Below are 25304 nucleotides of genomic sequence, written 5' to 3'. Positions count from 1 at the left end.
CGAACCGCCCGGTGCGGACCCGCATGCCGGGTGGTGTGGCAGGGGCGCAGCCAGTGCGGCTGCCCCCTATGCCGATTGGCTGGAAGGGGACACGCTATTGGCGCGGCGCGCGCTATTCAGTGGCCCGCACCAGCCTCAACCGGGTGATCTCCGACGGCGCCCCAAAGCGCTTCGGCGGTCCCCAGTACCCCGTCCCCCGGCTCACATAGATCCACATCGCCCCATGCCGCACCAGCCCCGCGGTGTACGGCTGCTGCATCGGCACGAACAGGTTCCAGGGCCAGAACTGCCCGCCATGGGTATGCCCCGACAGTTGCAGGTCGAAGCCTGCCTCGGCCGCAGCTACCGCCGTGCGCGGCTGGTGCGCTAACAGCACCCGCACCCCGGCTTCCGTCGGCGCTCCGGCGATGGCGCGGTGCGGGTCGCTGCGGTGGCTTTCATGGAAGCGGCCGGCGGAGTAGTCGGTCACGCCTGCCAGCACCAGCGGCTGCCCGCCGTGCTGCACTACCACGTGCTCGTTCATCAGCACGCACAGGCCGAGCCGGCGCAGTTCGTCGATCCACGGCTGTGCGCCCGCGTAGTACTCGTGGTTGCCGGTGACGAAGTAGCTGCCATGGCGAGACTGCAGCCGCGCCAGCGGCGCGGTATGGGCGGAAAGTTCGCGAACGGTGCCGTCGACCAGGTCGCCGGTGATGGCCACGGCGTCCGGCTTGAGGCTGTTGACGCGGTCGACGATGCGGTCGAGGTAGGGCCCCTTGATGGTGGGGCCGACGTGGATATCGCTGATCTGCGCGATGGTGAAGCCGTGCAGCGCCTCGGGCAGTCCGGACACCGGCACGTCGACCTCGACCACGCGCGCCACGCGGCGGGCGTTGATATAGCCGGCCAGCGTGACCAGCAGTGCCAGCAGCGGCACGGCGAGGGCGCTGCCCGCAACCAGCCCGGGGGCTTGCCAGCCGAGCAGCTTGCCCACCAGCCAGGCGGCGGCCAGCGCGACGTCGCGCACCAGGGTCAGCAGCAGCAGGGATGAGAAGAATCCCATTGCCAGCATGCCGATCCAGGAAATCCGGTCCGCCCACGGCTGGCTGAAGCGGCGTGCCAGCAACCCGGCGGGCAGCAGCGCGCAGGACAGGGCGAGCCAGATCACGGCGAGCGTCTTGACCAGCATCGGCACGGGCATCGCCGGCAACAGGCGCAGCCCGATATAGCCGTGCAGCAGTGCCGTGATCAGGGCGGCGGTCAGGATGGTGGTGCGAGGGGGCATAGGGGCGCGGCGAGAGCCAGGGTGGAATCGGGAGATGAGGCCGCTGCGGGTGCGCTTCAAGGGTGGAAGCAGCCGCCGCCGGCCAAGCAAGATGCACACCCGCGCCGCGTGCGGAAGCCTCGCGGCGGCCTGATCTGTCTTTTTTTGCGCCGCCCCTGAATGTTTTCAAATGCGATTGTTCGCCTGTCCGGCCTAATTTAGATTGCCAGCATGGGCCGCTTGCTGTGCAGCATCGTGCCCTCCTTGCCGGAGAAATCCATGTTTTCTTGCCTCAAGCAGACCAGCGTCCTGATTGCGGCGGCATGGCTTGCGCTGGCGCCCATGGCGCCGCAAGCCGCCACGACGCCGCCACAGGCGGCCGCAACGCTGGGCTGGCCGCGCAATTTCGACGCCGCCAACGACCATGTCGAGCTTTACCAGCCGCAGGTCGAGACCTGGGACGGCAACCGGCTGTCGGGGCGGGCCGCCGTGGCGGTGGGGGAGAAGGGTGGCTCGCCCACCTATGGTGTAGTGCATTTCTCGGCCAGCGCCGATATCGACAAGCCATCCGGGCTGGTGCAGCTGAGTGCGCTGCGCATCGGGAGCGTGGAAGTCCCCACCAGGCCCGACGCCGCCGAACGGGTACGCCAGGCGCTGGTGTCCCGGCTGCCGGCCAACGGCCTGACCGTGCCGCTGGACCAGTTGCAGGCCAGCTATGCCGTGTCTCAGCAACTGGCCCGCGCCGGCCGTGTGCCGGTCCGCAACGACGCGCCGCAGATCCTGTTTGCGACCACGCCGACACTGCTGGTGCTGGTCGACGGCGACCCGGCCTGGCGCGCCGTCCCCGGCACGCAATACGAACGCGCCCTCAACAGCCGTGCCCTGTTGCTGCGCGAGTCGGGCGGCGAGCTGTACCTGAAGGCCGCCGGCTACTGGTACCGCTCCGAATCCGCGGGCGGAGCATGGGAGGTCATGACGACCGTGCCGAAGGCGCTGGAAAATGCCGCCACCAAGGCCGCCGCCGGCATGAAGCCTGATGCAATGCTGCCCGCCGGCGGCAAGCGCCCGGCGCGGGCGCCGGAGATCGTTTTCGCCACCCGGCCGACCGAGCTGGTCATTACCAGCGGCGCGCCGCAGATGACGCCGGTCAGCGGCGTGGGCCTGCTGACGGTCTCCAACTCCGATCACGCCATCTTCGTCGACCCGGCCACCAACCAGTATTACGTGCTGGTGTCGGGTCGATGGTTCCGCGCGCCGATGCTGACCGGGCCGTGGGAATACGTGCCTGGCCGCGAGCTGCCGGCGGATTTCGCCAGGATTCCGGCGACCGACCCGAAGGCCAATGTGCTGGTGTCGGTGCCGGGCACGCCGCAGGCGCGCGAGGCCGAGATCGCTGCCACCATCCCGCAGACCGCCACGGTGTCGCGCAGCAGGGCCAGCCTGAACGTCAGCTACGACGGCGTGCCGCGCTTTACGCCGATCACCGGCACCTCGCTCAGCTATGCGGCGAACACGGGCACGCCGGTGATCGAGGTCGATGCCAGCCACTATTACGCGGTTGCCAACGGCGTCTGGTTCACGGCGCCGGCACCGTCGGGACCGTGGCGCGTCGCCACCGAGGTGCCGTCCGCCATCTACACCATCCCGCCAACCTCGCCGCTCTACTACGTGACCTATGTACGGATCTACTCGGTCACGCCGGAAGCCGTCGTGGTTGGTTACACCCCCGGGTACATGGGCGTGGTGGTCAGTCCAGATGGCACGGTCGTGTACGGCACCGGCTACGTCTATCCGCCCTACGTCGGAGCGGTCTATTACGGCTACCCGGTTACCTACGGCTACGGCGCAGGCTTTGGCATCGGCATGGCGGAGGGGTTTGCCTTCGGCTTTGCCGCGGGGGCGTTCTGGGGGGCGGCGGCTCCGTACTGGGGACCGTACTGGTGGGGCGGCCCTTATAACTGGAACTACGTCAACGTGAACCAGGCCAACTTCTACGGCCGCTGGGGGCAGGGCACGGTGACGCATGCGCAAGGCTGGAATGCGTGGACCGGCACCGAGTGGCGCGGCAGCGCGGCGTCGGGATTCAACCCGGCCACCGGCGCGCGCTACCAGGGCAGCCGAGGTGCCGCGTTCAACCCGTATTCCGGCAACTACGCCGCCGGTCGCCAGGGCTCGTTCTCCAACCCCTCCACCGGGCGCGAGGGTGCCGCGCGCGGCGGCGTTGCCGGCAATACATATACCGGCGACTACGCAGCCGGGCGCCAGGCGGCCGGCTACAACGCGCAGACCGGCCGCGTGGGCGCGGCCGAGGCCGGCATTGCCGGCAACACGCAGACCGGCGAGCACACCGCCGGCAGCCGCGGCTTCGTTGCCAACCCGGGCAAGGACACCGCCCTGGTGTGGAACAACGGCAATGTCTATGCCGGCCATGATGGCTCGGTCTACCAGCATACCGACAGCGGCTGGCAGAAGCACACGCCCGGCGGCTGGGAGCCGGTGCAGGCCAACAACGAAGTGACCGGCCGGCTGGACCAGCAGCGCCAGGCGCGCGAAGTGGGGCAACAGCGCTTCAGCGGCATGGCGCAGCAGTGGCAGGGCGCGGGCCGGTTTGGCGGCGGGGGATTCCGCGGCGGGGGCCGGTTCCATGGCGGCTTCCGCCGCTGAGGCGGACTGCCGGGCGGGCCGCGACTGTCGAAACGACTAAACACGGGCACAAGAAAGATTGAATTGGCGCGTCCATGGGCGCGCCTTAACCTGCCTGAACAGGCACCGGATCGGGTGGCGGGCGCCACTACGTCTGGCATCGGGGGCAGCCATGGTTGCTGGCGGAGGAGGTCACGTGAGGATAATGCTCAAAGGGTGCAGCGCGGCGGGCCTGCTGGCCCTGTTGCTGGTGGCGGGCTGCGGCAAGGAAAAGCCGGCAGCGGTGGCGCCACCGGCAGCCGAGGTGGGCGTCATCACCGTGGCGCTGCGCGACGTGCCGCTCATCTTTGATTTCGTCGGCCAGACCCAGAGCTCGCAGCAGGTGGAGATACGCGCGCGCGTCAATGGCTTCCTGGAGAAGCGGGTCTATTCGGAGGGTGCCCTGGTCAAGGCGGGCGAGACCCTGTTCCTGATGGATCCCAAGCCGTTCGAGGCCACCCTGAAGGCGGCCGAGGCCGAACTGGCGCAGCAGCAAGCGCGGCTGAACACCGCGCGCGCCGACCTGAACCGCGTGCGCCCGCTGGCGGCGCGCAATGCCCTCAGCCAGCGCGACCTGGATGACGCCACCGGCAAGGAGCAGGAGGCCGCGGCCGCGGTGGAGCAGGCGCGCGCCAATGTGATCAATGCCAGGCTGAACCTGAGCTACACCACGATCAAGTCGCCGGTCGCGGGCCTGTCGAGCTTTGCCAAGCGGCAGGTGGGATCCTATATCGATACCACAAACAGCCTGCTGACCTATGTCGCCAAGCTGGATCCGATGTGGGTCAACTTCAGCCTGTCGGAAAACGAGGTCCTGTCGATCCGCTCATCGGAGAAATCCGGCGCCATCAAGTACCCGGCGCAGGAGGCCTTCGACATTGTCATCGTGCTGGCCGACGGATCGGAGTTCCCGCACCACGGCAGGATTGCCTTTGCCGACGCTTCGTTCAGCCAGGAAACCGGCACCTACCTGGTTCGCGCCGAGGTCGCCAATCCGCAGGGGGCCCTGAGGCCGGGCCAGTTCGTGCGGGTCAAGGTGCATGGCGCGATGCGCACGCAGGCCATTGCCGTGCCGCAGGAAGCCATTGTGCAAGGCCCGCGCGGCCAGACGGTCTGGGTCATCGGCCCGGACAACAAGGCGCAGCAGCGCGTGGTCGACGTGGGCGAGTGGACCGGCTCCAACTGGGTGGTGCGCTCGGGGCTGAAGGCTGGTGAGCGCGTGGCGGTGAGCGGGATCCTGCGCCTGATGCCCGGTGCGCCGGTCAAGGCCGTGCCGGCGGCCCAGGCGGCCGCGCATGGCCCGGCCAGCGGCGCCCAGGCCGCAGCGGCACCGGCCGCCTCCGGCGCGGCCGCGCCCCAGGCAGCCGGCACCACCGGGGGCAAGCCATGAAGCTTGCCCATTTCTTTATCGACCGGCCGATCTTCGCATCGGTGCTGTCCATCATCATCACGGTGGGCGGCCTGGTAGCGCTGACCAAGCTGCCGATCGCCCAGTTTCCGGATATCACGCCCCCGTCCATCACGGTCACGACCCGGTACCCGGGCGCCAGCGCCGAAGTGGTGGCGCAGAACGTGGCCGCGCCGATCGAGCAGCAGGTCAACGGCGCCGACCGCATGATGTACATGAACTCGACGAGTTCCTCCACCGGCGACCTGACGCTGACCACCTATTTCGAGATCGGCACCGACCCTGAACTCGCGCAGGTGGACGTGCAGAACCGCGTCAACCTGGCACTGCCCACGCTGCCCGATGCGGTGACCGCGCAGGGCGTCTCGGTGCAGAAGCGGTCGTCGGCGTTCATGATGGTGATCGCCATCTACTCGCCGGACAACAGCTACAACCAGACCTTCGTCGGCAACTACGCCAACATCTACGTGCTGGATGCGCTCAAGCGCATCCCCGGCGCCAACCAGTCATCGATCTTCGGCAGCCCGGACTACGCCATGCGCATCTGGCTGCGGCCGGACCGCATGGCTTCGCTGGGCATCACCACCGAGGACGTCAAGAACGCGGTCGCCAACCAGAACCAGCAGTTTTCCGCGGGGCGCATCGGCCAGTCGCCGACCACCGGGCCGGTGCAGCAGACCTTTCCGATCGCCACCAAGGGCCGCATGACCGAGCCCGCCGAGTTTGAAAACATGATCCTGCGCGCGCAGTCCGGCGACGCCGCGCTGGTGCGCCTGAAGGACATCGGCCGCGCCGAGCTCGGCTCCAAGGACTACTCGCTGCGCAGCCGCTACAACGGCAAGACCGCCACGCTGCTGGCGGTGTACCAGCAGCCGGGGGCCAATGCGCTGGATGTTGCCAAGCAGGTGCGCTCCACGCTGGCGGAGCTGAAGAAGAGCTTCCCGCCGGGGCTGGAATACGAGGTCGCGCTCGACACCACGGAGTTCGTGCAGGAGTCGATCGACGAGGTGGTGCACACGCTGCGCGACGCGGTGATCCTGGTGATCCTGGTGGTGTTCCTGTTCCTGCAGAGCCTGCGTGCCACGCTGGTGCCGATCCTGGCCGTGCCCGTGTCGATCATCGGCGCCTTCGTCGGCATGAGCGCGTTCGGCTTCTCGGTCAACATGCTGACCTTGTTCGGCATGGTGCTGGCCATCGGCATCGTGGTCGACGACGCGATCGTGGTGATCGAGAACGTCGAGCGCAACATGACGGAGTTCAACCTGCCGCCCAAGGAGGCGGCCAAGAAGGCGATGGACGAGGTCAGCGGCCCGGTGGTCGCGATCGTGCTGGTGCTGCTGGCGGTGTTCATCCCGGTGGCGTTCCTGTCGGGCATCACCGGGCAGCTGTACAAGCAGTTCGCCATCACCATCGCGGTGTCGGTGGTGCTGTCCGGCGTGGTGGCGCTGACGTTGTCGCCGGCGATGGCGGCGATCCTGCTCAAGCCCGGCGAGCACAAGAAGAACCGCTTCTTCACCTGGTTCAACAATTCCTTCGACCGGCTCGTGGCCGGCTATGACAAGTCGCTGCAGATCGTGATCCGGCGCACGGTGATGTCGATTGCCATCATCCTGGCGATGGTAGCGGTCAGCGTGGTCATGTTCATGCGCATCCCGACCTCGTTCCTGCCGGTGGAGGACCAGGGTTACCTGTTCGGCGCGGTGGTGATGCCGGACGCGGCCAGCCTGGACCGTACCCAGACATTATCTGGCCGCGCGGAGACATGGTTCGCCAAGCAGCCCGGCGTCTCGTCGGTGGCGTCGGTCGATGGCTACAGCCTGATCGATTCCCAGAACAAGGCCAACGCCGGCACGCTGTTCGTCACGCTCAAGGGCTTCCATGAGCGGGGTGCCGGCCAGACGGCGACCGAACTGATGCAGAAGGCCCGCCAGGAGTTCTCCCGCTACCAGGACGGCGTCGTGATCCCGCTGAATCCGCCGTCGATCCCGGGCCTTGGCACCACCGGCGGCTTCGAGTTCTGGCTGCAGAGCACGGCAGACGGGACTTACCAGCAGTTGGAGCAAAAGGTCCATGAGTTCATCGCCAAGGCCCGCCATCGGCCGGAGCTGAGCGGCGTGAACTCCACGATCAATTCGCGCTCGCGCCAGTTCCTGGTCGAAGTCGACCGGGAGCGCTCCGAAACCCAGGGCGTGCCGGTCGAGAACGTCTATTCTGCGCTGCAGACCATGTTCGGCTCGCTCTACGTGAGCCAGTTCCCGAAGAACAGCCGCTTGTTCCAGGTAATCCTGCAGGCCGAGCCCGAGTTTCGCTCGCGGCCGGAAGACCTCGACAAGGTCTACGTGCGCAACCACAACGGCGAAATGGTGCCGATCAAGGCGGTGACCACCACCAGGTATGTGCCGGGGGCCGACATCGTCACGCGCTTCAACAACTTCCCGGCCGCCAAGGTCATGGGCGATTCCGCGCCCGGCTACAGTTCCGGGGAAGCCATCAAGGCCATGGAGGAGGTAGCGCAGGAGGTGCTGGGGCCGGGCTACGCCTACGCCTGGAGCGGCCAGGCCTACGAAGAAAAGACCGCCGGCTCCACCGCGGTCTACGTCTTCGCCTTTGCCTTGCTGATGGTGTTCCTGATCCTGGCGGCGCAGTACGAGAAGTGGTCGCTGCCGCTCGGCGTGCTGCTGGCCGTGCCGTTCGCGCTGTTCGGCGCGCTGCTCGGCATCCTGATGCGCGGCATGGAGAACGACGTTTACTTCCAGATCGGCCTGACCGTGCTGATCGCGCTGGCGGCGAAGAACGCGATCCTGATCTTCGAGTTCGCGGTGGAAATGCGCGAGAAGGAAGGGCTGAGCGCGTACGATGCCGCCATCCATGCGTCCAAGTTGCGCCTGCGGCCGATCATCATGACCTCGCTGGCGTTTATCCTGGGCTGCGTGCCGCTGGCCATCGCCAGCGGCGCCTCGGCGGCCAGCCGGCAGTCGCTTGGCACGGGCGTGATCGGTGGCATGCTCGGGGCGACGGTAATCGCGCTGTTCTTTATCCCGATGTTCTTCTGGGGGCTGGAGCGCCTGTCCGAGGGCAAGCCCAAGAAGGCGGAAAAGGCGGGCGATGCGCCGCAGCCGCCCGCCACGCCACCCACCACCCCGCCCGCCGGAGAAACGCTATGAGCCCACGTGCGTGGATGCTGGCGGCCAGCGTCGCGGCAACACTGGGCGGCTGTGCGATCGGCCCCAACTACCAGCGCCCGGAGACGCCGGAGGTGGCGCAGTACCGCCTCGACACCGGCGCGCTGGCGATCGCCGCCGACAGCGACTGGTGGAACCAGTTCAGCGACCCGGTGCTGAACGCGCTGGTGGATGCGGCGCTGGCCGGCAACTACGATGTCCGGATCGCCGCCGCGCGCATCGACGAATTCCGGGGCCAGCTGATGGTGGCGCGCGCCGGCTTTTTCCCGCAGCTCAATCTTTCCGCGTCGGCCGCGCGTCAAAGCATCGGCAGCCTGAACAGCACGCAGTTCGGCGGCGGCACCGGCAATACCTACCAGCTGCTGGCCAACGCCAACTGGGAGATCGACCTGTGGGGCCGCATCCGCCGGCAGGCCGAGGCGGCCGAGGCCAGCCTGTGGAATGCCGAGTATGCGCGCCGCGGCGTGGTGCTGGCGCTGGCGGCTTCGGTGGTGCAGGGGTATGCCACGCTGCGCGGGCTCGATGCGCAGCTCGACGTCGCGCAGCAGACGCTGGCATCGCGCGCGAGCGGGCTGGACATCTTCCGCCAGCGCTACGAAGGCGGCGTGATCTCGCAGCTGGAAATGGCGCAGGCCGAGAACGACTACTACGTGGCCGAGGGCTCGATCCCGCCGCTGCGTGCCGCCATCGCGCAGACCGAGAACGCGCTGTCGGTGCTGCTGGGCCGGCCGGCGGGCCCGATCGAGCGTGGCAAGCCGATCAACGAGCTGCAGGCGCCGCCGGTTGGCGCGGACCTGCCGGCCGCGTTGCTCTCGCGCCGGCCCGATGTGCTGCAGGCCGAGCAGGCCGCCATCGCCGCCAATGCGCAGCTGGGCGCGGCGCAGGCACTCTACCTGCCGGCGGTCAACCTGGGCGGCCTGTTCGGCGCCGTGGCGGCGTCGCCGGGCGCGCTGTGGGACAGCGCGTCGCGGGTGTGGGCCTTCGGCGCGGGGCTGACCCAGCCGATCTTCCAGGGCGGCGCCATTCGCGGGCAGGTGCAGACTGCGTCCGCGCAGCGCGACCAGGCCATGTTTGCGTACCAGGGCACGGTGCTCGCCGCGCTGGCGGATGTGAACAGCGCGCTAGCCAATGGCGTCGAGACCCGCACGCGGCTGGGCAGCCTGCGCCGGCAGGAACAGAGCCTGTTCATCTATGCGGACCAGGCCTTTGCCCGGTATGAGGGCGGGTATTCGAGCTACCTGGAGGTCACCAATGCGCGCGAGAAGCTGTTCGACGCGCAACTGGCGGCGATCCAGGGCCAGGTCGACGTGCTGACCAGCACCGCGGCGCTGTACAAGTCGCTGGGCGGCGGCTGGCCGTCGGTGCCGCAGGCCGTGCGCGAGGCGGGGATGCAGGGGGATGCGAAGGTGCTGGCGCGGTAGCGGCGCAAGCTTGCTGGCTGGCGCCGCAAGAGTTCTTCCTCTCGGCGCTTTCGCCCTCACCGCGCCGACCACTCCCCTTGCCTGACGCCCATCGCCGTCACCACGCCATAGGCGGTGATCCCCAGCGCCACGCCCAGGAAATGCCCGTCCAGGCCCATGCCGAACACATTGGCCAGCACCCAGCCGCCGCCCGCGGCCAGCGCGATCCGGCACAGCCCGGCCGCCACCGGCCAGCGCATGCGGCCGGCGCCCATCGAGGCGAAGTAAAGCGCCATCCCCAGGCCGAAGCCGCCGAACGCCGGTCCCACCCACGACAGTGCGCGCGCGGCGATGGCGATCACCTCGGCATCGCTGCTGAACAGGCTCGCAAAGCGCATCGGCGCCAGTCCCACCGCTGCGCCGGACGTGCCCGCGATCGCCAGCGCGAGGAAGGCGCCAACCCATGCGGTGCGGCGCGCCGTATGCCAGTCGCCGGCACCGACCGCGCGCCCGACCAGCGCCGTCAGCGCCGAGCCCACGCCGAACGCCAGCGGGATCATCAGGAATTCCAGCCGCGCCGAGATGCCGTAGGCCGCCACCGCCGCGGTGCCATGGTGGCGCAGCTGCGCGGTGACGAGGATGGTGGTCAGGTTGGCCACCGACGCCAGCGCGCACGCCACCAGCCCCACGGACAGGATCCGCGAGAACAGCGCCCACGACGGCTGCACCCGCAGCACCGGCACGAAGCCCGCGCCACCGCGCGCGACCACGATTGCCATCGCCAGGGCCGCGCCCCACGAGACCGCGGCCAGCGCCGCGCCGATGCCGGCCAGCCCCATGCCGGCGGGTTCGGACAGCAGCCACGCCAGCACCGGGAAGGCCACCCACATCAGCGCCAGCACGCGCGCCGCCAGCGCATGGCGGCCGCCGCCGCGCAGTACCGAGGCCAGCGTATTGGCCAGCCACGCCGGGATCGCGCCCGCGCCGAACAGCCAGATCGCATAGGTGGCAGCAGCTTCGGCAGCGGTGGCGCCGGCGACGGCGCCGAGCACGCCCCGCGGAAAGCCGGCCAGCACCACGGCAAAGGCCAGCCCGGCCGTGACCGCAATCAGCAGCGCATGCATCACCAGTGCCGAGGCCTCGTCGCGCCTGTTGGCACCCAGCGCCCGCGCGATCGCCGCGACCACGCCGCCGCCCATGGCGCCGGCCGACATCTGCTGCAGCAGCAGCGCAAACGGCAGCACCACCGCCCAGCCCGCCAGGGCGGCGGTGCCCTGGCGCGCGGCCAGCCAGGTTTCGATCAGCTGGCCCACGGCCTGCAGCACCGCGATCAGCGCGGTCGGACCGGCCAGGCGGCCGATGCGGCGGGCGAGTTCGCTGGCGGGGACTGTCTCGGCCGGTACGCTGCCGGCGGGCAAGGCATGGGTTTCACTCATGTTCGTGCTCCGCCACGTGGCCGATGGTGTCGGGTTCGCCGAAGCGGCGCCGCAGGAAGCGGCCGGCGCCCGGGCCGGGCAGCACGCGCACGTCGTCCAGCGTGATCGGCGTGCCGTCGGCGCGTGCCAGCGCGGGTTCGGCGATTTCCTGGCCGGTGCGGCGGTCCTGCAGCAGCGTCAGCGGACCCTTCTCATCGGTCATCCAGCGGTCGGCCCAGGCCTTGAGCGCGACATAGGCCGGGAAGAAGTCACGGCCCTTGCCGGTCAGCTGGTAGACATGGCGGCCGCCGCCCTCTGGCGTGACGCGGGCGAGCAGGCCGTGCGCTACCAGCGTCTTGAGCCGGGCGCTGAGGATATTGGGGGCGATGCCCAGGTTGCGTTCGAACTCATCGAAGCGCGTGCTGCCGTAGAAGGCCTCGCGCAGCACCAGGATGGCCCAGCGCTCGCCCAGCACCGCCATCGAGCGGGCGACCGGGCAGGGCATCGAAGTGAAATCGGTTGGGGGCATGGATGTCTCCGCCTCGCGGTGGTCAGCATGCTTGCATTTTGCAAGTTCCCTGAAGCATAGCTTGCAGAATGCAAGTCTGCGGACCCGGACAGTGCCGCCAACGCGTGATTCTGTTCGATCACCGGCCGCGCGGTCAGGGCGCGGCGAAGACCTCCAGCTTGCCCAGTTCGTCGCGCATGAATTCGATCAGCGCGCGCGTGGCCATCGACGGATGCAGATTGGGGGTGGTGATGATGAAGAGCCGGTTGCCCAGGCCCTCGGGCCGCCAGTCCGGCAGCACCGGCACAAGTTTGCCAGCGCGCACTTCCTCCCAGCCGATATAGACCGGCAGCAGGCCGATGCCGTGCCCCTCCGTCACCGCGCGTGCCAGGAACAGGAAGTGCTCGGATTGCAGCGTCGGCGTCAGCGCCACGTCGACGCGCTGACCCTCGCGGTACAGCGACAGCGCGAACTGGCGCGGCGTATAGGGCGGGCAAAGGAAGCTGCACCCGGCCAGATCGGGTGGCACCCGCACCGGCGGCATGGTCGCAAGGTATTCCGGCGATGCATACAGTTGCCAGCGGATATCGCAGATTTCCCGCGCCACATGGTCCAGCGGCGGCGCAGAGGTGACCTTCAGCGCCACATCGATCTCCGCCGCGATCAGGTCGTTGACGCGGTTGGCAAAGAACACCCGCAGCGTGATCCCGGGATGCAGCTTGGCAAAGCGCAGCAGCAATGGCGCGATATAGGCATCGCCCAGCCCGGTCGGCACGCTCACGCGCACATGGCCGCGCAGGGTCTTGCCCAGGCTGTCGATTTCCGCTTGTGCCGAAGTCACCTCCTGCAGGATGCGCACGCCATGCTGGTACAGCGCATGGCCGGGCTCGGTCAGTTCCAGCCGCCGCGTGGTCCGGCGCAGCAGTTGGGCGCCGGCCTGGTGCTCGAGCTCGCGCAGCTGGCGGCTGACCTGCGAGCGCGTGACGCCGCGCCGCCGGCCCGCTTCGGCAAGGTTGCCGGCATCGACGATGTCGACGAAGGCCTGGATCAGGTTGAGGTCCATCCGGGATTGCCTGTGGGATTGTCGAGTCTGGCGCAACATTGTGATTCCGCTGCGCGTGATTGTCGATGCAGGACCGCGCCGATACAGTGGCAAGCTGTCAGTCAGCTCAGCGAAAAAAGGAGACAACGGATGGCCACGGACCTCTGGTTTGAAGACATGCACCGCAGCGCCGACGAACTGGTGGCGCGCGGCGCGCAACTCGCCGGCGGCCTGCGCCGGCTGGGCGTGCAGCAGGGCGACGTGGTGGCGGTGCTGCTGCGCAACGATCCCGCCTACGCCGACGTGGTTAATGCCTGCCGCACCGCCGGCTGCTACTACTGCCCGATCAACTGGCACTTCACCGCCGAGGAGGTGCGCTTCCTGCTGGCCGACAGCGGCGCCAAGGCGTTGCTGGTCCAGTCCGACCTGCTGCCCGCGGTGCATGAGGCCGTGCCCGCCGGCATGACGGTGCTGTCGGTCGGCGGTGGCGCCGAGGGCGCGATCGAGTATGAGGGCTGGCTGGCACAGCAGCCGGCGTATGACGGCCCGCGCGTGGCGCCGCGCGGCCACATGGCCTACACCTCCGGCACCACCGGCCGGCCCAAGGGCGTGGTGCGCGCTCCGGTCCCGCTGGACCAGCTGGAAGCGCAGCAGGCGCGCGCCCGTTCGCTGGTGCGGCAGACCTACGGTCTCGAGCCGGGCTGCCGCGCGCTGATGTCGGCGCCGCTGTATCACAGCGCGCCAAGCTCGTTTATCCAGAACGCGCTGCAGATGGCGGAGCGGCTGGTGATCACGCCGCGCTTCGATGCCGAGCAGGTGCTGGCGCTGATCGAGAAACACCGCATCGACGTGATCTACCTGGTGCCTATCATGTACGTGCGCCTGCTCAAGCTGCCGCCCGAGGTGCGCGCGAAGTACGACGTGTCGTCGCTGCGCTTCGTCGCCTCGACCGGCTCGCCGTGCGCGCCGGAGGTCAAGCGCGCCATGCTCGACTGGTTCGGCCCCATCATCTACGAGACCTATGCCTCCAGCGAGGCCGGCATGATCACCGTGGCCACGCCGGCCGACGCCGCCGCGCGCCCGGGCACCGCCGGCAAGCCTGTCGACGACGCGCAGCTGCGCATCCTGGACGAAGACGGCCGCGAGTGCGCGCCGGGTGAAGTCGGCCTGGTCTACGTGCGCCAGCCCGCCTATCCCGACTTCAGTTACCGCAACAACGACGCCGCGCGCAGCGCCATCGACCGTGGCGGGCTGGTGACGCTGGGCGACATGGGCTACGTCGATGCCGACGGCTACCTGTTCATCTGCGACCGCGCCTCGGACATGGTGATCTCCGGCGGCGTCAACATCTACCCGGCCGAGATCGAGCACGAGCTGGTGCGCTATCCCGGCGTGGCCGACTGCGTGGTGTTCGGCGTCCCCGATGACGAGTACGGCGAGCGCCTGCTGGGCCTGGTGCAGCCGATGCCGGGCGCGGAAATCCGCGAGGCCGACGTGATCGAATGGCTGCGCCAGCGGCTGTCGGGCTTCAAGGTGCCGCGCAGCATCGTGATCGAGCCGCAGCTGCCGCGCGACGAGACCGGCAAGCTCGCCAAGCGCCGGCTGCGTGACCGATACTGGGAAGGCCGTCAGCGGCGCGTTTAAGCGTACCGGGCGGCGCGGCAACACAAAGATAACCACAGGAGGAGACGCGATGCACAAGGACAACAGCGGACGGCGCACCTGGCTCGCCGCGATGGCAGCCGGCGCCGGATGCGCGCTGGCACTGTGGGGCGGCGCCGCGCTGGCCGCCTATCCGGACCGGCCGCTCAAGCTGGTGGTGCCGTACACGCCGGGCGGCTCGACCGACCAGTTCGGACGCGCGCTGGCCGACGGCATGTCGCGCCAGCTCGGCCAGACCGTGGTGGTCGAGAACCGCCCCGGTGCCGCCACCATGATCGGCACCAACAGCGTGGCACGTGCGCCCGCCGACGGCTACACCATGGTGCTGGCAACCAACGGCAGCATGGTGCTCAATCCGATGCTGTACAAGAAGATCACCTACGATCCGCCCAAGGACTTCAAGATCTTCACGATCGGCGCCGAGGCGCCGCTGGTGGTGGTGACCAATACCCAGGTGCCGGCCACCAGCATCAAGGAGTTCGCGGCCTACGCCAAATCGTCCGGCGGCAAGCTCAACTATGCGTCGGTGGGGTTGGGCAATGCGCTGCAGCTGGCCACCGAGATGCTGAAGACCGAGCTCGGCATCAACGTTACCCACGTGCCCTACAACGGCAGCGCGCCGGCGCTGGCGGCGCTGCTGGCCAATGACGTGCAGCTGATGGTCGACGTGGTCAGCACCTCGCTGCCGCATATCAAGGCCGGCAAGCTCAAGGCGCTGGCGGTCACCGGCCGCACCCGGCTGGAGGTGCTGCCCAACGTGCCGACCGTGGCCGAGAGCGGCTATCCCAATTTCCAGGCCGCGACGTGGTTCGGGCTGGCGGTGCCCGCACAGACGCCCCCCGAGGCGGTGGCCAAATTGCAGGCTGCGGCATCGCACGTGCTGAAGGATCCGCAGTTCCGTGCAACCTTCAGCGGGCTCGGCCTGATCGTGCAGCCGCCGCGCACGCAGGCGGAGATCGACCGGTACATCGAGGCGGACCGGGAGCATTGGGGGAAGGTGATCAAGGCGAATAATATTTCGCTGGATTAGGGATGCATGCGCTGGCAAGCGCTCGGCTTGCTCGCCTCTCCCGCGTGCGGGAGAGGCGAGCCTTCGCGGCCGGGCGGTAGTTTGCTCAAGCGCTCATGCCCGACGATCACCGGCCACCCTTGGGCCCACGTCGCAACGATGGGCGTATAGTTCTCGCTGATTCCTGGCGCACCCCCGCACCGCGCCGAATGTCCCAGCAACGCCCCGTGTCATGACCGAGCGCGAGTCCACCGAACCCAAGAATGCCGATACCGCCGATCCATCGCCCACAGAACCGGCGCAGCATCCGGACGCTCAGGATCCCGCCGCACCGCCCCCCGATCCCCGCCTGATCGACGAACTCACCCGCCGCGCCCGCCTCGCAGCCCGGCGCAAATCGCGCCAGGCCGGCCGCATCTCGCGCACCACGCTGCGCTACACGGTATTCATGTTCGGCGCCGGCTTCGTCGGCCTGTTTTCGCTGGTGTTCGCGTGGATCGCCGAGGTGGCGCTGCGCTGGAACCACCAGCTGACCCAGGCCACGCCGTGGCTGGCCTTCGTGATGCTGCCGTTCGGCCTGGCCGCGCTGCGCTGGCTGACGATCCGCTTCGCGCCGCAGGCGCGCGGCAGCGGCATCCCGCAGGTGATCGCGGCGTTCAAGCTGCCGCCGAATGGCCCGGCGCAGACGGCGCTGGTGTCGTTGCGGCAATCGATGTGGAAGGTGTTGCTGACCACGCTGGCGTTGCTCGCCGGCGCGTCGGTGGGCCGCGAGGGGCCGTCGGTGCAGGTCGGCGCCGCGGCCATGCTGGCGTGGGGCCGTTGGTGCCAGCAGAAACTGCGCTTGCGCATCGGCTTCCATCCCAACGCGCTGATCGCCGCGGGCGCGGCCGGCGGGCTGGCGGCCGCGTTCAACACGCCGCTGGCAGGCGTGGTTTTCGCCATCGAGGAGCTGGGGCGCAGTACCGCGGTGCGTTGGGACCGGCTGGTGCTGTCGGGCGTACTGACCGCCGGCTTCCTATCGTTGGCGGTGCTGGGCAACAACCCGTATTTCGTCGTCAAGGTGCCGATGCTGGTACTGAGCAACGCCTGGGGGCCGGTGCTGGTTTGCGCGCTGCTCAATGGCGTGCTGGGCGGCTTCTTCGCCAAGGCATTGGCGGGCGGCGTGCCCGGCCTGCTGCCGGCACGCTGGCGCGCCTGGCCGATGCAGCATCCGGTGTGGGTAGCGTTCGGCTGCGGGCTGGTGGTGGCGGTGCTTGGCGTGGCCACCGCGGGTGCCACCTTCGGCACCGGCTACGAGCAGGCCTCGGCGCTGATCAACGGCGAATCGCATGCGACGCTGTGGTTCGGCGTCGCCAAGCTGGTGGCGACGGTGGTGTCGTACTTTGCCGGCATCCCGGGCGGGATTTTCACGCCGGCGCTGGCCATCGGCGCGGGCATCGGCGAGAACGTGGCGCAGTTCGTCACCGGCATGGCGGAGCCGCGCGTGCTTGCGCTGGTATCGATGGCGGCGTTCCTCGCCGCGGCCACGCAGGCGCCCGTCACCGCCAGCGTGATCGTGATGGAGATGACGCGCACGCAGGACCTGACCGTGTTCCTGCTGGCGGCGTCGCTGCTGGCGTCGTTTATTTCGCGGCAGTTCTCGCCGCACCCGTTCTACCACCAGGTGAGCCATGGGTTCCGGCGCGAGGCGCTGGCGTTGGTGCTGGTGCGCAAGGGGCCGGCCTGAAGCCGCCGCCATTCGATGCTGCTGCATGTGCAGGAGCCGCCGGAGCGATCGGTTAAGCTAGCGTTCGCCCTCGATCCGCGGGCGTCCGGTGGCTTGCGCGGCACTCATGCCGCTGCCCTGTTGCCATGCGTGACCGGCGCCGCACCCGTCCCCAGGAACATCCCGGCGGGGGCGCGCTCCAACCCGGAGCCGTTTTCCAGGAGTCAGACTTTGAAATTCCCCGTTGCCGGGCTGGCGCTCGCCGGCCTGATGGGCGCCGCCAGCGCCATTGCCGCCCCCGCCGCCAAGCCTGCCGCACCCGCACCAGCACCAGCACCAGCACCAGCACCAGCACCAGCACCAGCACCAGCACCAGCACCAGCACCAGCACCAGCACCGTCCGCCAAGGCGGACAACAGCGCGCTGGCGCCGCTGCTGGGCATGCTCGAGATCGGCAACCCGCTGCCTGCGCTGCCCGATTGCGCCGACAAGCGCTCGCCCGACGGCCGCGATGTAACCGCGTTCTGCGTGGAACTGAAGGGCGACGGCCTGGTGCGCCAGGTTGGCGTGCCGCGCGACAAGCGCCCCGGCTTCATGGATGGCCCGCACGTGGTGGCCTTTGTCGACCGCAATGCGCTGGTCGGCCTGGTGGTTCCGACCGCCGGCGCCAATTCGCAGCAGGCCGCCGTCGACAGCATCAACGCGCTGTATGGCAAGCCGTTCCGCCAGGAGCAGGAAGAGATGCGCGACAAGGCCGGCAAGACCGTCAAGACGATCCATGCCGGCTGGATGAAGAGGCCGCTGACCGTGGAGCTGTACGCGATGCCGGAAGACCCGGCCACCGGCACCATCGAGATGCTGCTACCCCAGGCGCGCGCCCTGATGGCGGAAAAGGATGCCGAGGTGGACGGCAAGTTGAACCCCGCGTCGGCGCCGGCGGCGAAGGGCAAGGCCGAGAAGCCTGAAAAGACAGAAAAGGCGGCCGCCAAGCCGCCTGCCAAGCCGGTCAACCCCGGCAGCTGGTAAGCAGGGCGAAGCTGTGACGGCCTGCGGCCGTCACAGTCCTTCCATCACCTTGTCCAGCCCCCGCACCACGCCGCGCACGGTGTGGACCTTGCGGATCGCCAGCAGCGCGCCGGCGACATAGGGCTTGGAGCCGTCGCCGGCCTCGTGCTTGAGGTGCAGGCGCTGGCCGTCTGCGCCGAAGATCACCTCGACGCCGAGCTGGTAGCCCGGCAGCCGCACCGCATGCACCTGCGTGCCCGACATGGTGGCGCCGCGCGTTTCCTTCGGGCCGTTGACCTGGTCCACCGGCACTGCCTGCGCGGCGGTCCTGACCTGGCCGAGCCGGTACGCCAGCTCGCGCACCGTGCCGGACGGCACGTCGACCTTGCCGGCCTTGGCGTAGTCGATGATCTCCCAATGCTCCAGGTGGCGCGCCGCCATCTCGGCAAACTTCTGCAGCAGCACCACGGTAATGGCGAAATTGCCGCAGGCCAGCACGCCGCGCTCGGCTTTGCGCGCGGCCGCGTCGATCTCGGCATAGTCCTCGTCGGTCAGCCCCGAGGTGCCCACTACCACGTGCGCGCCGTGCGCCAGCGCCTGCAGGATGTTGTGCTTGGCGACGACCGGCTTGGTGTACTCGACATAGACGTCATAGGGCGTCTGCCCGAGCGCCTCGATGCTGGAGGCAGCCACGCCCGGCGTGTCGGCATGGCCGGTTAGCTGCGCCAGCGGCTGCCCCGCGGCGCCGCGCGACAGCCCCGCCACCAGCGTCATGTCGGCGGCGTGCGCCACGCCGCGCGCCAGTTCACCGCCGGCCCAGCCGGTCACGCCGCCCACGGCGACACGGATCGGATTGCTCATTGGATATCTCCGCTTTGGCTTGTTCGGTCTGCGAGCATACCGCTTCAGCCGGCAGCGCGCCGGCGGTCGAGCTTGCGCGCCAGCACGATCGAGGTGGTGGTGTGGTTGACGCCATCGAGCATGCCGATCTCGTCCAGCAGCCGATCCAGCCGGTCGTGCGTGTCGCAGCGGATCGCCACCAGGTAATCGACCGGCCCGCTGACCGAGTTGACCTCTTCGATCTCGGGCAACCGCTGCAGCGCGCGCAGGATCGCCGGCGCGGCCTTGGGCTGCACCGACAGCCCGCAATAGGCCAGGATCACGTTGTCTTCCATTTTTTGCCCCAGGCGCACTCCATAGCCGGCGATCACGCCGCTGCGCTCCAGCCGGGCGATGCGGGCGACCACGGTAGTGCGGGCGATTCCCAGCTGCCGTGCGAGGTTGGTGGCGCTTTCGCGGGCATTGGCCTGCAGCAACGAGAGCAGGTGGCGGTCGGTTACGTCGAGTTCAGTCATAACGTCGGTCAGGTGCGTCGTTTCGTTCGATTATGGCGGGTTTTCGTCATTCTTGCGCCTTCATTCCGTCGCAGCTGCTATCCATACTCCAGTCACGGGACAACCTTTCTTGTGGACGGAGACACCATGCAACCCTCTAACCTGGGCCGGCAGGGCCCACCGGACCTGCCCAAGGCGAACCGTCCGCTGCACGTGACGGTGCTGGGCGCGGGCAAGATCGGGCGCACCATTGCCGCCATGCTCCATGACAGCGGCGACTACCGCGTCAGCGTGGTCGACCATGACGCGCGCCGCCTCGACGGCCTGCCGCGTGGCGTGCTGGCGCGCGCCGGCGATCCCACCGAACCGGGCACCTGCGCCGCGCTGCTGGCCGGCGCCGACGCGGTGCTCAACGCGCTGCCATTCCACGCCGCCATCGCCGTGGCTTCGGTCGCGGCGCGCCTGGGCGTGCATTACTTCGACCTGACCGAGGACGTGGCCGCCACCCATGCGATCCGCCAGCTGGCGCAGAACGCGCGCTCGGTGCTGATGCCGCAGTGCGGGCTGGCGCCCGGCTTTATCGGCGTGGTCGGGCACGACCTGGCGCGGCGCTTCCTGCGCGGCGGCGGCGAGCTGCTGGACCTGCAGATGCGGGTCGGCGCGCTGCCGCGCTATCCCAGCAACGCGCTCAAGTACAACCTCACCTGGAGCACCGAGGGACTGATCAACGAGTATTGCAACCCGTGCGAAGCCATCGTCGACGGCCGCCGCGTCGAACTGCCGGCGCTGGAAGGGCTGGAAAGCTTCGCGCTGGACGGTATCGAGTACGAAGCCTTTAATACATCTGGCGGGCTTGGCACGCTGCCCGAGACGCTGGCCGGGCGCGCGCGCCACGTCGACTACAAGTCCATCCGCTACCCCGGCCACTGCGCGCTGATGAAGCTGCTGCTCAACGACCTGCGCCTGCGCGAGCGCCGCGACTGGCTGCGCGAGATCTTCGACCGCGCCATCCCGGTGACCGAGCAGGACGTGGTGATCGTGTTCGCCACCGCCACCGGCTACCCGGCCGGCGGCGAACGCGGGCGCGGACCGCTGACGCAGGCTTCGTTCTCGGCGCGCATCGGCGGGGTCGACAACAAGGACGGGCACGTCAACGCGATCCAGCTGACCACCGCGGCGGGCATCTGCACCGCGCTGGACATGGTGGCCACCGGCGCGCTGCCGCAGGCCGGCTTCGTGCGCCAGGAGGCGATGCCGCTCGACGCCTTCCTCAAGAACCGCTTCGGCCGCAATTACACGCAGCATCCGCTGCAGGAGACCCTCGTATGAAAGCGCAAGAGTTCGCAGCCTGCTGGGATTCGCTGGGACTGCCGCGGCCCTGGCAGGATGGCACGCCGGCCGGTGCGGTGACGGTGCGCTCGCCGGTCGACGGCGAGGCCATCGGCCATGTGCCGGCCTGCACCCCGGCGCAGGCCGATGCGCTGGTCGCACGCGCGCACGCGGCGCAGAGCACCTGGGCGCTGCTGCCGGCGCCGGCGCGCGGCGAGATCGTGCGGCGCTACGGCGAGGTGCTGCGCGAGCACAAGCCCGCGCTGGGCCGGCTGGTGTCGCTGGAAACCGGCAAGATCCTGCAGGAAGGGCTGGGCGAGGTGCAGGAGATGATCGACATCTGCGACTTCGCCGTGGGCCTGTCGCGCCAGCTGCACGGGCTGACCATTGCCTCGGAGCGCCCGCAGCATGCCATGCGCGAAACCTGGCACCCGTACGGCCTGTGCGGCGTGATCTCGGCCTTCAACTTCCCGGTGGCGGTGTGGGCGTGGAACGCGGCGCTGGCGCTGGTGTGCGGCAACGGCGTACTGTGGAAGCCGTCGGAGAAGGCGTCGCTGTGCGCGCTGGCGGCGCACGGGCTGCTCGAGCGCGTGCTGGCCGCGGCAATGCCGCAGCATGCAGGCATCACCGCGGTGCTGCCGGGCGGACGCATGCTTGGCAGCCACCTGGTGCAACATGCCGCGGTACGGCTGGTCAGCGCGACCGGCTCGACCCGCATGGGCCGCGAGGTCGGCATCGCCTGCGCCGGGCAGTTCAAGCGCAGCATCCTGGAGCTGGGCGGCAATAACGCCGCCATCGTCGCGCCATCGGCCGACATCGAGCTGGCGGTGCGGGCCATCACCTTTGCCGCGGCGGGCACGGCGGGCCAGCGTTGCACCACGCTGCGCCGCTGCTTCGTCCATGCCGACCTGATGGATACCATGGCCAGCCGGCTGGTCACTGTATTCGACCGGCTGCCGGTTGGCGATCCGCTTGACGACGGCACGCTGATCGGGCCGCTGATCGACAACGCCGCGGGAGACGCCATGGCCAACGCGCTCGCCGCGTGCCGCGCGCAGGGCAATATCGTCACCGGCGGCGAACGGCTGCTGGCCGGGCGTTTCCCGCACGCCTGCTACGTGCGGCCGGCGCTGGTGATGACCGACGAGCAGCACGACACCATGCTGACCGAGACCTTTGCGCCGATCCTGTACCTGATGCCGTACACCAGCTTCGACGAGGCGATCGCACTGAACAATGCCGCCGCGCATGGGCTGTCGTCGTGCATCTTCACCGAGTCGATGCGCGAAGCCGAGCGCTTCCTGTCGTCGGCGGGCAGCGACTGCGGCATCGCCAACGTCAATATCGGCACCAGCGGCGCGGAGATCGGCGGCGCCTTCGGCGGCGAGAAGGCGACCGGCGGCGGACGCGAGTCGGGATCGGATGCGTGGAAGGGATATATGCGCCGGGCGACCAACACCATCAACTACGGCGATTCATTGCCGCTGGCGCAGGGGATCAGGTTCGAGATCTGAAAGGGGGCGTCACGAGCGCCGTAGGGAACGGTAACAAGCCTTACACGCTTTTGACGCCATATTTCGCCAGCTGCCCGTATAACGTCAGCAGGGCAGGCACATGCCCGTTCCCGGCCCTGAGGTCCCCTAGGAAAACACCATGAAACTGCTGACGATTGGACTGGCTGCCGCGGCGGCCTCGGTCACCCTGCTGGGCGGCTGCGCCGTCTATCCCACCCCCGCCGGCCCCGCCGTGGGTCCCGCGCCGGTCTATGTAGCCCCCGCACCGGTCGTGGTCGCGCCGCGGCCGTACTACTACGGCGGCTACGGCTACTACGGGCGTGGCTATCGTCGCTGGTAATTCAACGGAAAGGCCGCGATTGCCGGAGGTTGCGGCAAGGTAGGCAGGATTGAAGCAACGGCGGGGAGCCCGGCAACAGCGTTCAGTTGCCGCCAGCCGCGTCACCGGGCCGGGCGTTGAGCCCGCCCCAGCTGGGCGTGAGCGTCTGGCCGATCTCGGGCAGGTCGACCAGGTCCAGCACCCGGCCGACCGTATGGTCGACCAGCTCCGCAATGCTTTGCGGCTTCTGGTAGAAGCCCGGCACAGGCGGGAACACGATCCCGCCCATTTCCGTCACCGCCGTCATGTTGCGCAGGTGCGCAAGGTTCAGCGGCGTTTCCCGCACCATCAGGACCAGCTTGCGCCGCTCCTTCAGCGTGACGTCGGCGGCGCGCGTGATCAGGTTATCGGACAGGCCATGCGCGATCGCGGCCAGCGTGCGCATGGAGCAGGGCGCCACCACCATCGCATGGGCGCGGAACGAGCCGCTGGCAATAGTGGCGCCGATGTCGCGCACGTTGTGCACGACACTGGCCAGCGCTTCCACCCCGGCACGGCCGATGTCCAGCTCATGCTGCAGGTTCATCACGCCGGCCGGAGAAATCAGCAGGTGGGTTTCCACCGCGGGGGCCGCGCGCAGCACCTGCAGCAGGCGCACGCCGTAGATGGCGCCGGTGGCGCCCGTGATTGCGACGATCAGCCGCCGCGGTGGTACGGTCCCCGCCGAAGGGGGCGGGGCAGCACCCGCGGGCATGGCGGACTCAGCCCTTCAGCAGGGTTTGCAGTTCGCCGTTCTGGTACATCTCCATCATGATGTCCGAGCCGCCGATGAACTCGCCGTTCACGTAGAGCTGCGGGATGGTCGGCCAGCTGGCGTATTCCTTGATGCCCTGGCGGATGCTGTCGTCGTCCAGCACGTTGACCGTGGTCGGCGCGTCGACGCCGCAGGCCTTCAGGATCTGGATGGCGCGGCCCGAGAAGCCGCACATCGGGAACTGCGCGGTGCCCTTCATGAACAGGACTACCGGGTTGCCCTTGACGATCTGGTCGATCTTTTGCTGCACGTCGCTCATGGTCTGCTTTTCAGTTGGATGGCGCCGCCGTCGGGGCGCCGCCTGGGGGAAAGGGACAAGGGATGCCGCGCGGCAAGCCACGTGGCGGGAATCTGCTGGCGATTTTACCGGAATCGCCGGCTTGCTTCAGGGTTGCGCCCCGGACCAGCGTCCGCCGGTGCAGCGCTCCTGGCCGGCCAGGTCGCGCACGGTGAAGACGTTGGTGAAGCCGGCCTCGTCCAGCAGCGCGCGCGTCGCTTGCGCCTGGTCGAAACCGTGTTCCATCAGCAGCCAGCCGCCCGGTAGCAGCCGCGGCGGCGCGCCGTCGACGATCGTGCGCAGGTCGGACAGGCCATCCTGGTGGTCGGTCAGCGCATCGATGGGCTCGAAGCGCAGGTCACCTTCTGCCAGGTGCGGGTCGCCCGCGGCGATATAAGGCGGGTTGCTGACGACCAGGTGGAAGCGCAGTCCGGGCGGCAGCGCGGCGTACCAGTCCGATACCAGGAAGTGGATACGGTCGGCGCCAAGGGCGCTGGCGTTGTCCTGCGCCACCATCAGCGCGCCGGGCGAGATATCGGTGGCCCAGACCTGCGCATCGGTGCGTTCGCGCGCCAGCGTCACGGCCAGGATGCCCGAGCCGGTGCCCAGGTCCAGCACCAGCGGGCGGGGCACGTCGGCCAGCCGGGCCAGCGAGGCTTCGGCGGCGATCTCGGTGTCGGGGCGCGGGATCAGCACATCGGGCGTGACGCGGAACTTGCGGCCAAAAAATTCGCGCTCGCCCAGCAGGTATGCCATCGGCTCGCCAGCGAGCCGCCGCGCCAGCAGCGTGGCAAAGGCATCGCGCTGGGGCAGTGTGAGCGTGTCGGTATCGCGCGTGATCAGTTGCGTGCGGGTGAGTCCGGTCACGTGCGTCAGGAGCATGCGCGCTTCCAGCGTGGGCAGGCCCACCATGGCAGCGAGGGTCTGGGCTTCACGCAGCGTCGGCGTGGCCGGCAGCGCGGCAGTGTTGGGGGAAGACATCTGGTAGGGACGGTTCTGTTGCCGGCCACAAAAAACCCCACCGGCGCAGGGCCTGGCGGGGCTTTGAGGCGGGACTTCCGGCGTTTCGGCAAGTGTACCGCCCATCGGAGGCGGGCGGCAGAAAGCCCCCGCCGGGACGATTACTTATTGACGGTGTCCTTGGCCTTGTCGGCGCCGGCATTGACGGCGTCCTTGGCTGCCTGCTTGGCATTTTCCATGGCGTTGCCGGCTTCCTCCTTGGCCTTCTCGGCGGCGACCGACGCGCTCGAAGCGGCATCGCTGGCGGCAGCCTTGGCGGCGTCGGCAGCGCTGTTGGCTGCTGCCGCGGCGTCGCTGGCGGCGGCCTTGGCGGATTCGGCGGCCCTCTGCATGGCACTGTCAGCGCTGGAAGCTGCGGGAGCTTCTTCCTTCTTGCTGCAAGCGGCCATGGCCGCGGTGATCATCAACAGCGCGAGCAGTTTTTTCATGATTTCGT

Annotated in this window: 21 protein-coding genes; 11 read left to right on the top strand and 10 right to left on the bottom strand. The window is 68.9% G+C overall.

Annotated elements, in window-relative coordinates; translation table 11 throughout:
* Positions 1–112: 112 nt before the first annotated feature.
* On the bottom strand, positions 113–1264 hold the full coding sequence (locus J8I34_RS25085; RefSeq protein WP_209807228.1) for a metallophosphoesterase: 1152 nt from the start codon (positions 1262–1264) through the stop codon (positions 113–115).
* Between the two features lie 258 nt (positions 1265–1522).
* On the opposite strand from J8I34_RS25085, the gene J8I34_RS25080 reads away from it, so the two are divergent.
* From J8I34_RS25080 to J8I34_RS25065, 4 genes are all read left to right on the top strand, one after another.
* The gene (locus J8I34_RS25080) at positions 1523–3907 is read left to right on the top strand and encodes a carbohydrate-binding family V/XII (RefSeq protein WP_209807227.1); all 2385 of its coding nucleotides are present in this window, start codon (positions 1523–1525) and stop codon (positions 3905–3907) included.
* Positions 3908–4091: 184 nt separating this feature from the next.
* Positions 4092–5315: an efflux RND transporter periplasmic adaptor subunit gene (locus J8I34_RS25075; protein WP_029048363.1), complete on the top strand. Its 1224-nt coding sequence runs from the start codon at positions 4092–4094 to the stop codon at positions 5313–5315.
* Complete coding sequence (locus J8I34_RS25070) at positions 5312–8497, top strand: efflux RND transporter permease subunit (RefSeq protein ID WP_029048362.1); 3186 nt, start codon at positions 5312–5314, stop codon at positions 8495–8497. The genes J8I34_RS25075 and J8I34_RS25070 overlap by 4 nt, the downstream gene beginning before the upstream one ends.
* Positions 8494–9936, top strand: a complete 1443-nt coding sequence (locus J8I34_RS25065; protein WP_209807226.1) for an efflux transporter outer membrane subunit — start codon at positions 8494–8496, stop codon at positions 9934–9936. Before J8I34_RS25070 ends, J8I34_RS25065 begins: the two co-directional genes overlap by 4 nt.
* Positions 9937–9992: 56 nt before the next feature.
* Here the strand turns inward: J8I34_RS25065 and J8I34_RS25060 are convergent, their stop codons facing one another.
* The 3 genes from J8I34_RS25060 to J8I34_RS25050 form a co-directional block, all read right to left on the bottom strand.
* Positions 9993–11351: an MATE family efflux transporter gene (locus J8I34_RS25060; protein WP_209776168.1), complete on the bottom strand. Its 1359-nt coding sequence runs from the start codon at positions 11349–11351 to the stop codon at positions 9993–9995.
* A complete protein-coding gene (locus J8I34_RS25055; protein WP_029048359.1) occupies positions 11344–11859 on the bottom strand; it encodes a winged helix-turn-helix transcriptional regulator in 516 nt (171 codons plus the stop codon). Before J8I34_RS25055 ends, J8I34_RS25060 begins: the two co-directional genes overlap by 8 nt.
* Positions 11860–11992: 133 nt before the next feature.
* Positions 11993–12901: a LysR family transcriptional regulator gene (locus tag J8I34_RS25050; protein ID WP_209807225.1), complete on the bottom strand. Its 909-nt coding sequence runs from the start codon at positions 12899–12901 to the stop codon at positions 11993–11995.
* A gap of 129 nt (positions 12902–13030) precedes the next feature.
* Between J8I34_RS25050 and J8I34_RS25045 the strand changes: the two genes are divergently transcribed.
* The 4 genes from J8I34_RS25045 to J8I34_RS25030 all read left to right on the top strand — a co-directional run bounded on the left by J8I34_RS25045 (position 13031) and on the right by J8I34_RS25030 (position 18282).
* Complete coding sequence (locus J8I34_RS25045; RefSeq protein WP_029048357.1) at positions 13031–14524, top strand: acyl-CoA synthetase; 1494 nt, start codon at positions 13031–13033, stop codon at positions 14522–14524.
* A gap of 49 nt (positions 14525–14573) precedes the next feature.
* Positions 14574–15572 carry a Bug family tripartite tricarboxylate transporter substrate binding protein gene (locus tag J8I34_RS25040; protein ID WP_029048356.1) on the top strand — a complete coding sequence of 333 codons (999 nt, stop codon included), beginning with the start codon at positions 14574–14576 and terminating at the stop codon, positions 15570–15572.
* Between the two features lie 211 nt (positions 15573–15783).
* Positions 15784–17277 carry a chloride channel protein gene (locus J8I34_RS25035; RefSeq protein WP_209807224.1) on the top strand — a complete coding sequence of 498 codons (1494 nt, stop codon included), beginning with the start codon at positions 15784–15786 and terminating at the stop codon, positions 17275–17277.
* Positions 17278–17487: 210 nt separating this feature from the next.
* Positions 17488–18282 (top strand): hypothetical protein, encoded by a 795-nt coding sequence (locus tag J8I34_RS25030; RefSeq protein WP_209807223.1) that lies wholly within the window; start codon positions 17488–17490, stop codon positions 18280–18282.
* 30 nt (positions 18283–18312) lie between these two features.
* On the opposite strand, the gene dapB is transcribed toward J8I34_RS25030, so the two are convergent.
* Positions 18313–19122, bottom strand: coding sequence for a 4-hydroxy-tetrahydrodipicolinate reductase (gene dapB, locus J8I34_RS25025; protein WP_029048353.1), 810 nt, complete (start codon positions 19120–19122; stop codon positions 18313–18315).
* A 44-nt stretch (positions 19123–19166) separates the two neighbouring features.
* Complete coding sequence (locus J8I34_RS25020; protein ID WP_209807222.1) at positions 19167–19616, bottom strand: Lrp/AsnC family transcriptional regulator; 450 nt, start codon at positions 19614–19616, stop codon at positions 19167–19169.
* A gap of 126 nt (positions 19617–19742) precedes the next feature.
* On the opposite strand from J8I34_RS25020, the gene J8I34_RS25015 reads away from it, so the two are divergent.
* The 3 genes from J8I34_RS25015 (at position 19743) to J8I34_RS25005 (ending at position 22778) form a co-directional block, all read left to right on the top strand.
* Positions 19743–20924, top strand: a complete 1182-nt coding sequence (locus J8I34_RS25015) for a saccharopine dehydrogenase family protein (protein WP_029048351.1) — start codon at positions 19743–19745, stop codon at positions 20922–20924.
* Positions 20921–22438 (top strand): L-piperidine-6-carboxylate dehydrogenase, encoded by a 1518-nt coding sequence (amaB, locus tag J8I34_RS25010; protein WP_029048350.1) that lies wholly within the window; start codon positions 20921–20923, stop codon positions 22436–22438. The genes J8I34_RS25015 and amaB overlap by 4 nt, the downstream gene beginning before the upstream one ends.
* Positions 22439–22583: 145 nt before the next feature.
* Complete coding sequence (locus J8I34_RS25005; RefSeq protein WP_029048349.1) at positions 22584–22778, top strand: hypothetical protein; 195 nt, start codon at positions 22584–22586, stop codon at positions 22776–22778.
* A gap of 82 nt (positions 22779–22860) precedes the next feature.
* On the opposite strand, the gene J8I34_RS25000 is transcribed toward J8I34_RS25005, so the two are convergent.
* The 4 genes from J8I34_RS25000 to J8I34_RS24985 form a co-directional block, all read right to left on the bottom strand.
* Positions 22861–23511, bottom strand: coding sequence for a UbiX family flavin prenyltransferase (locus J8I34_RS25000; protein WP_209807221.1), 651 nt, complete (start codon positions 23509–23511; stop codon positions 22861–22863).
* 7 nt (positions 23512–23518) lie between these two features.
* Positions 23519–23830, bottom strand: a complete 312-nt coding sequence (gene grxD, locus J8I34_RS24995) for a Grx4 family monothiol glutaredoxin (RefSeq protein ID WP_029048347.1) — start codon at positions 23828–23830, stop codon at positions 23519–23521.
* A gap of 126 nt (positions 23831–23956) precedes the next feature.
* The gene (gene prmC, locus J8I34_RS24990; RefSeq protein WP_245176116.1) at positions 23957–24829 is read right to left on the bottom strand and encodes a peptide chain release factor N(5)-glutamine methyltransferase; all 873 of its coding nucleotides are present in this window, start codon (positions 24827–24829) and stop codon (positions 23957–23959) included.
* Between the two features lie 140 nt (positions 24830–24969).
* The gene (locus J8I34_RS24985) at positions 24970–25296 is read right to left on the bottom strand and encodes a hypothetical protein (protein WP_029048345.1); all 327 of its coding nucleotides are present in this window, start codon (positions 25294–25296) and stop codon (positions 24970–24972) included.
* Positions 25297–25304: the final 8 nt, after the last annotated feature.

This window comes from Cupriavidus phytohabitans, from assembly GCF_017815025.1.
Taxonomy (GTDB): Bacteria; Pseudomonadota; Gammaproteobacteria; order Burkholderiales; family Burkholderiaceae; genus Cupriavidus.
Note: the sequence above shows the minus strand (reverse complement) of the source record. Positions and strands in the feature narration are given on the sequence as shown.

Coding starts and splice junctions, on each gene's coding strand:
- grxD (WP_029048347.1), bottom strand. CDS start 23,830: ATGAGCGACGTGCAGCAAAAGATCGACCAGATCGTCAAGGGCAACCCG.
- J8I34_RS25015 (WP_029048351.1), top strand. CDS start 19,743: ATGCAACCCTCTAACCTGGGCCGGCAGGGCCCACCGGACCTGCCCAAG.
- J8I34_RS25085 (WP_209807228.1), bottom strand. CDS start 1,264: ATGCCCCCTCGCACCACCATCCTGACCGCCGCCCTGATCACGGCACTG.
- J8I34_RS24985 (WP_029048345.1), bottom strand. CDS start 25,296: ATGAAAAAACTGCTCGCGCTGTTGATGATCACCGCGGCCATGGCCGCT.
- dapB (WP_029048353.1), bottom strand. CDS start 19,122: ATGAGCAATCCGATCCGTGTCGCCGTGGGCGGCGTGACCGGCTGGGCC.
- J8I34_RS25045 (WP_029048357.1), top strand. CDS start 13,031: ATGGCCACGGACCTCTGGTTTGAAGACATGCACCGCAGCGCCGACGAA.
- J8I34_RS25050 (WP_209807225.1), bottom strand. CDS start 12,901: ATGGACCTCAACCTGATCCAGGCCTTCGTCGACATCGTCGATGCCGGC.
- J8I34_RS25055 (WP_029048359.1), bottom strand. CDS start 11,859: ATGCCCCCAACCGATTTCACTTCGATGCCCTGCCCGGTCGCCCGCTCG.
- J8I34_RS25060 (WP_209776168.1), bottom strand. CDS start 11,351: ATGAGTGAAACCCATGCCTTGCCCGCCGGCAGCGTACCGGCCGAGACA.
- J8I34_RS25080 (WP_209807227.1), top strand. CDS start 1,523: ATGTTTTCTTGCCTCAAGCAGACCAGCGTCCTGATTGCGGCGGCATGG.
- J8I34_RS25040 (WP_029048356.1), top strand. CDS start 14,574: ATGCACAAGGACAACAGCGGACGGCGCACCTGGCTCGCCGCGATGGCA.
- J8I34_RS25070 (WP_029048362.1), top strand. CDS start 5,312: ATGAAGCTTGCCCATTTCTTTATCGACCGGCCGATCTTCGCATCGGTG.
- amaB (WP_029048350.1), top strand. CDS start 20,921: ATGAAAGCGCAAGAGTTCGCAGCCTGCTGGGATTCGCTGGGACTGCCG.
- prmC (WP_245176116.1), bottom strand. CDS start 24,829: ATGTCTTCCCCCAACACTGCCGCGCTGCCGGCCACGCCGACGCTGCGT.
- J8I34_RS25075 (WP_029048363.1), top strand. CDS start 4,092: ATGCTCAAAGGGTGCAGCGCGGCGGGCCTGCTGGCCCTGTTGCTGGTG.
- J8I34_RS25020 (WP_209807222.1), bottom strand. CDS start 19,616: ATGACTGAACTCGACGTAACCGACCGCCACCTGCTCTCGTTGCTGCAG.
- J8I34_RS25000 (WP_209807221.1), bottom strand. CDS start 23,511: ATGCCCGCGGGTGCTGCCCCGCCCCCTTCGGCGGGGACCGTACCACCG.
- J8I34_RS25035 (WP_209807224.1), top strand. CDS start 15,784: ATGACCGAGCGCGAGTCCACCGAACCCAAGAATGCCGATACCGCCGAT.
- J8I34_RS25065 (WP_209807226.1), top strand. CDS start 8,494: ATGAGCCCACGTGCGTGGATGCTGGCGGCCAGCGTCGCGGCAACACTG.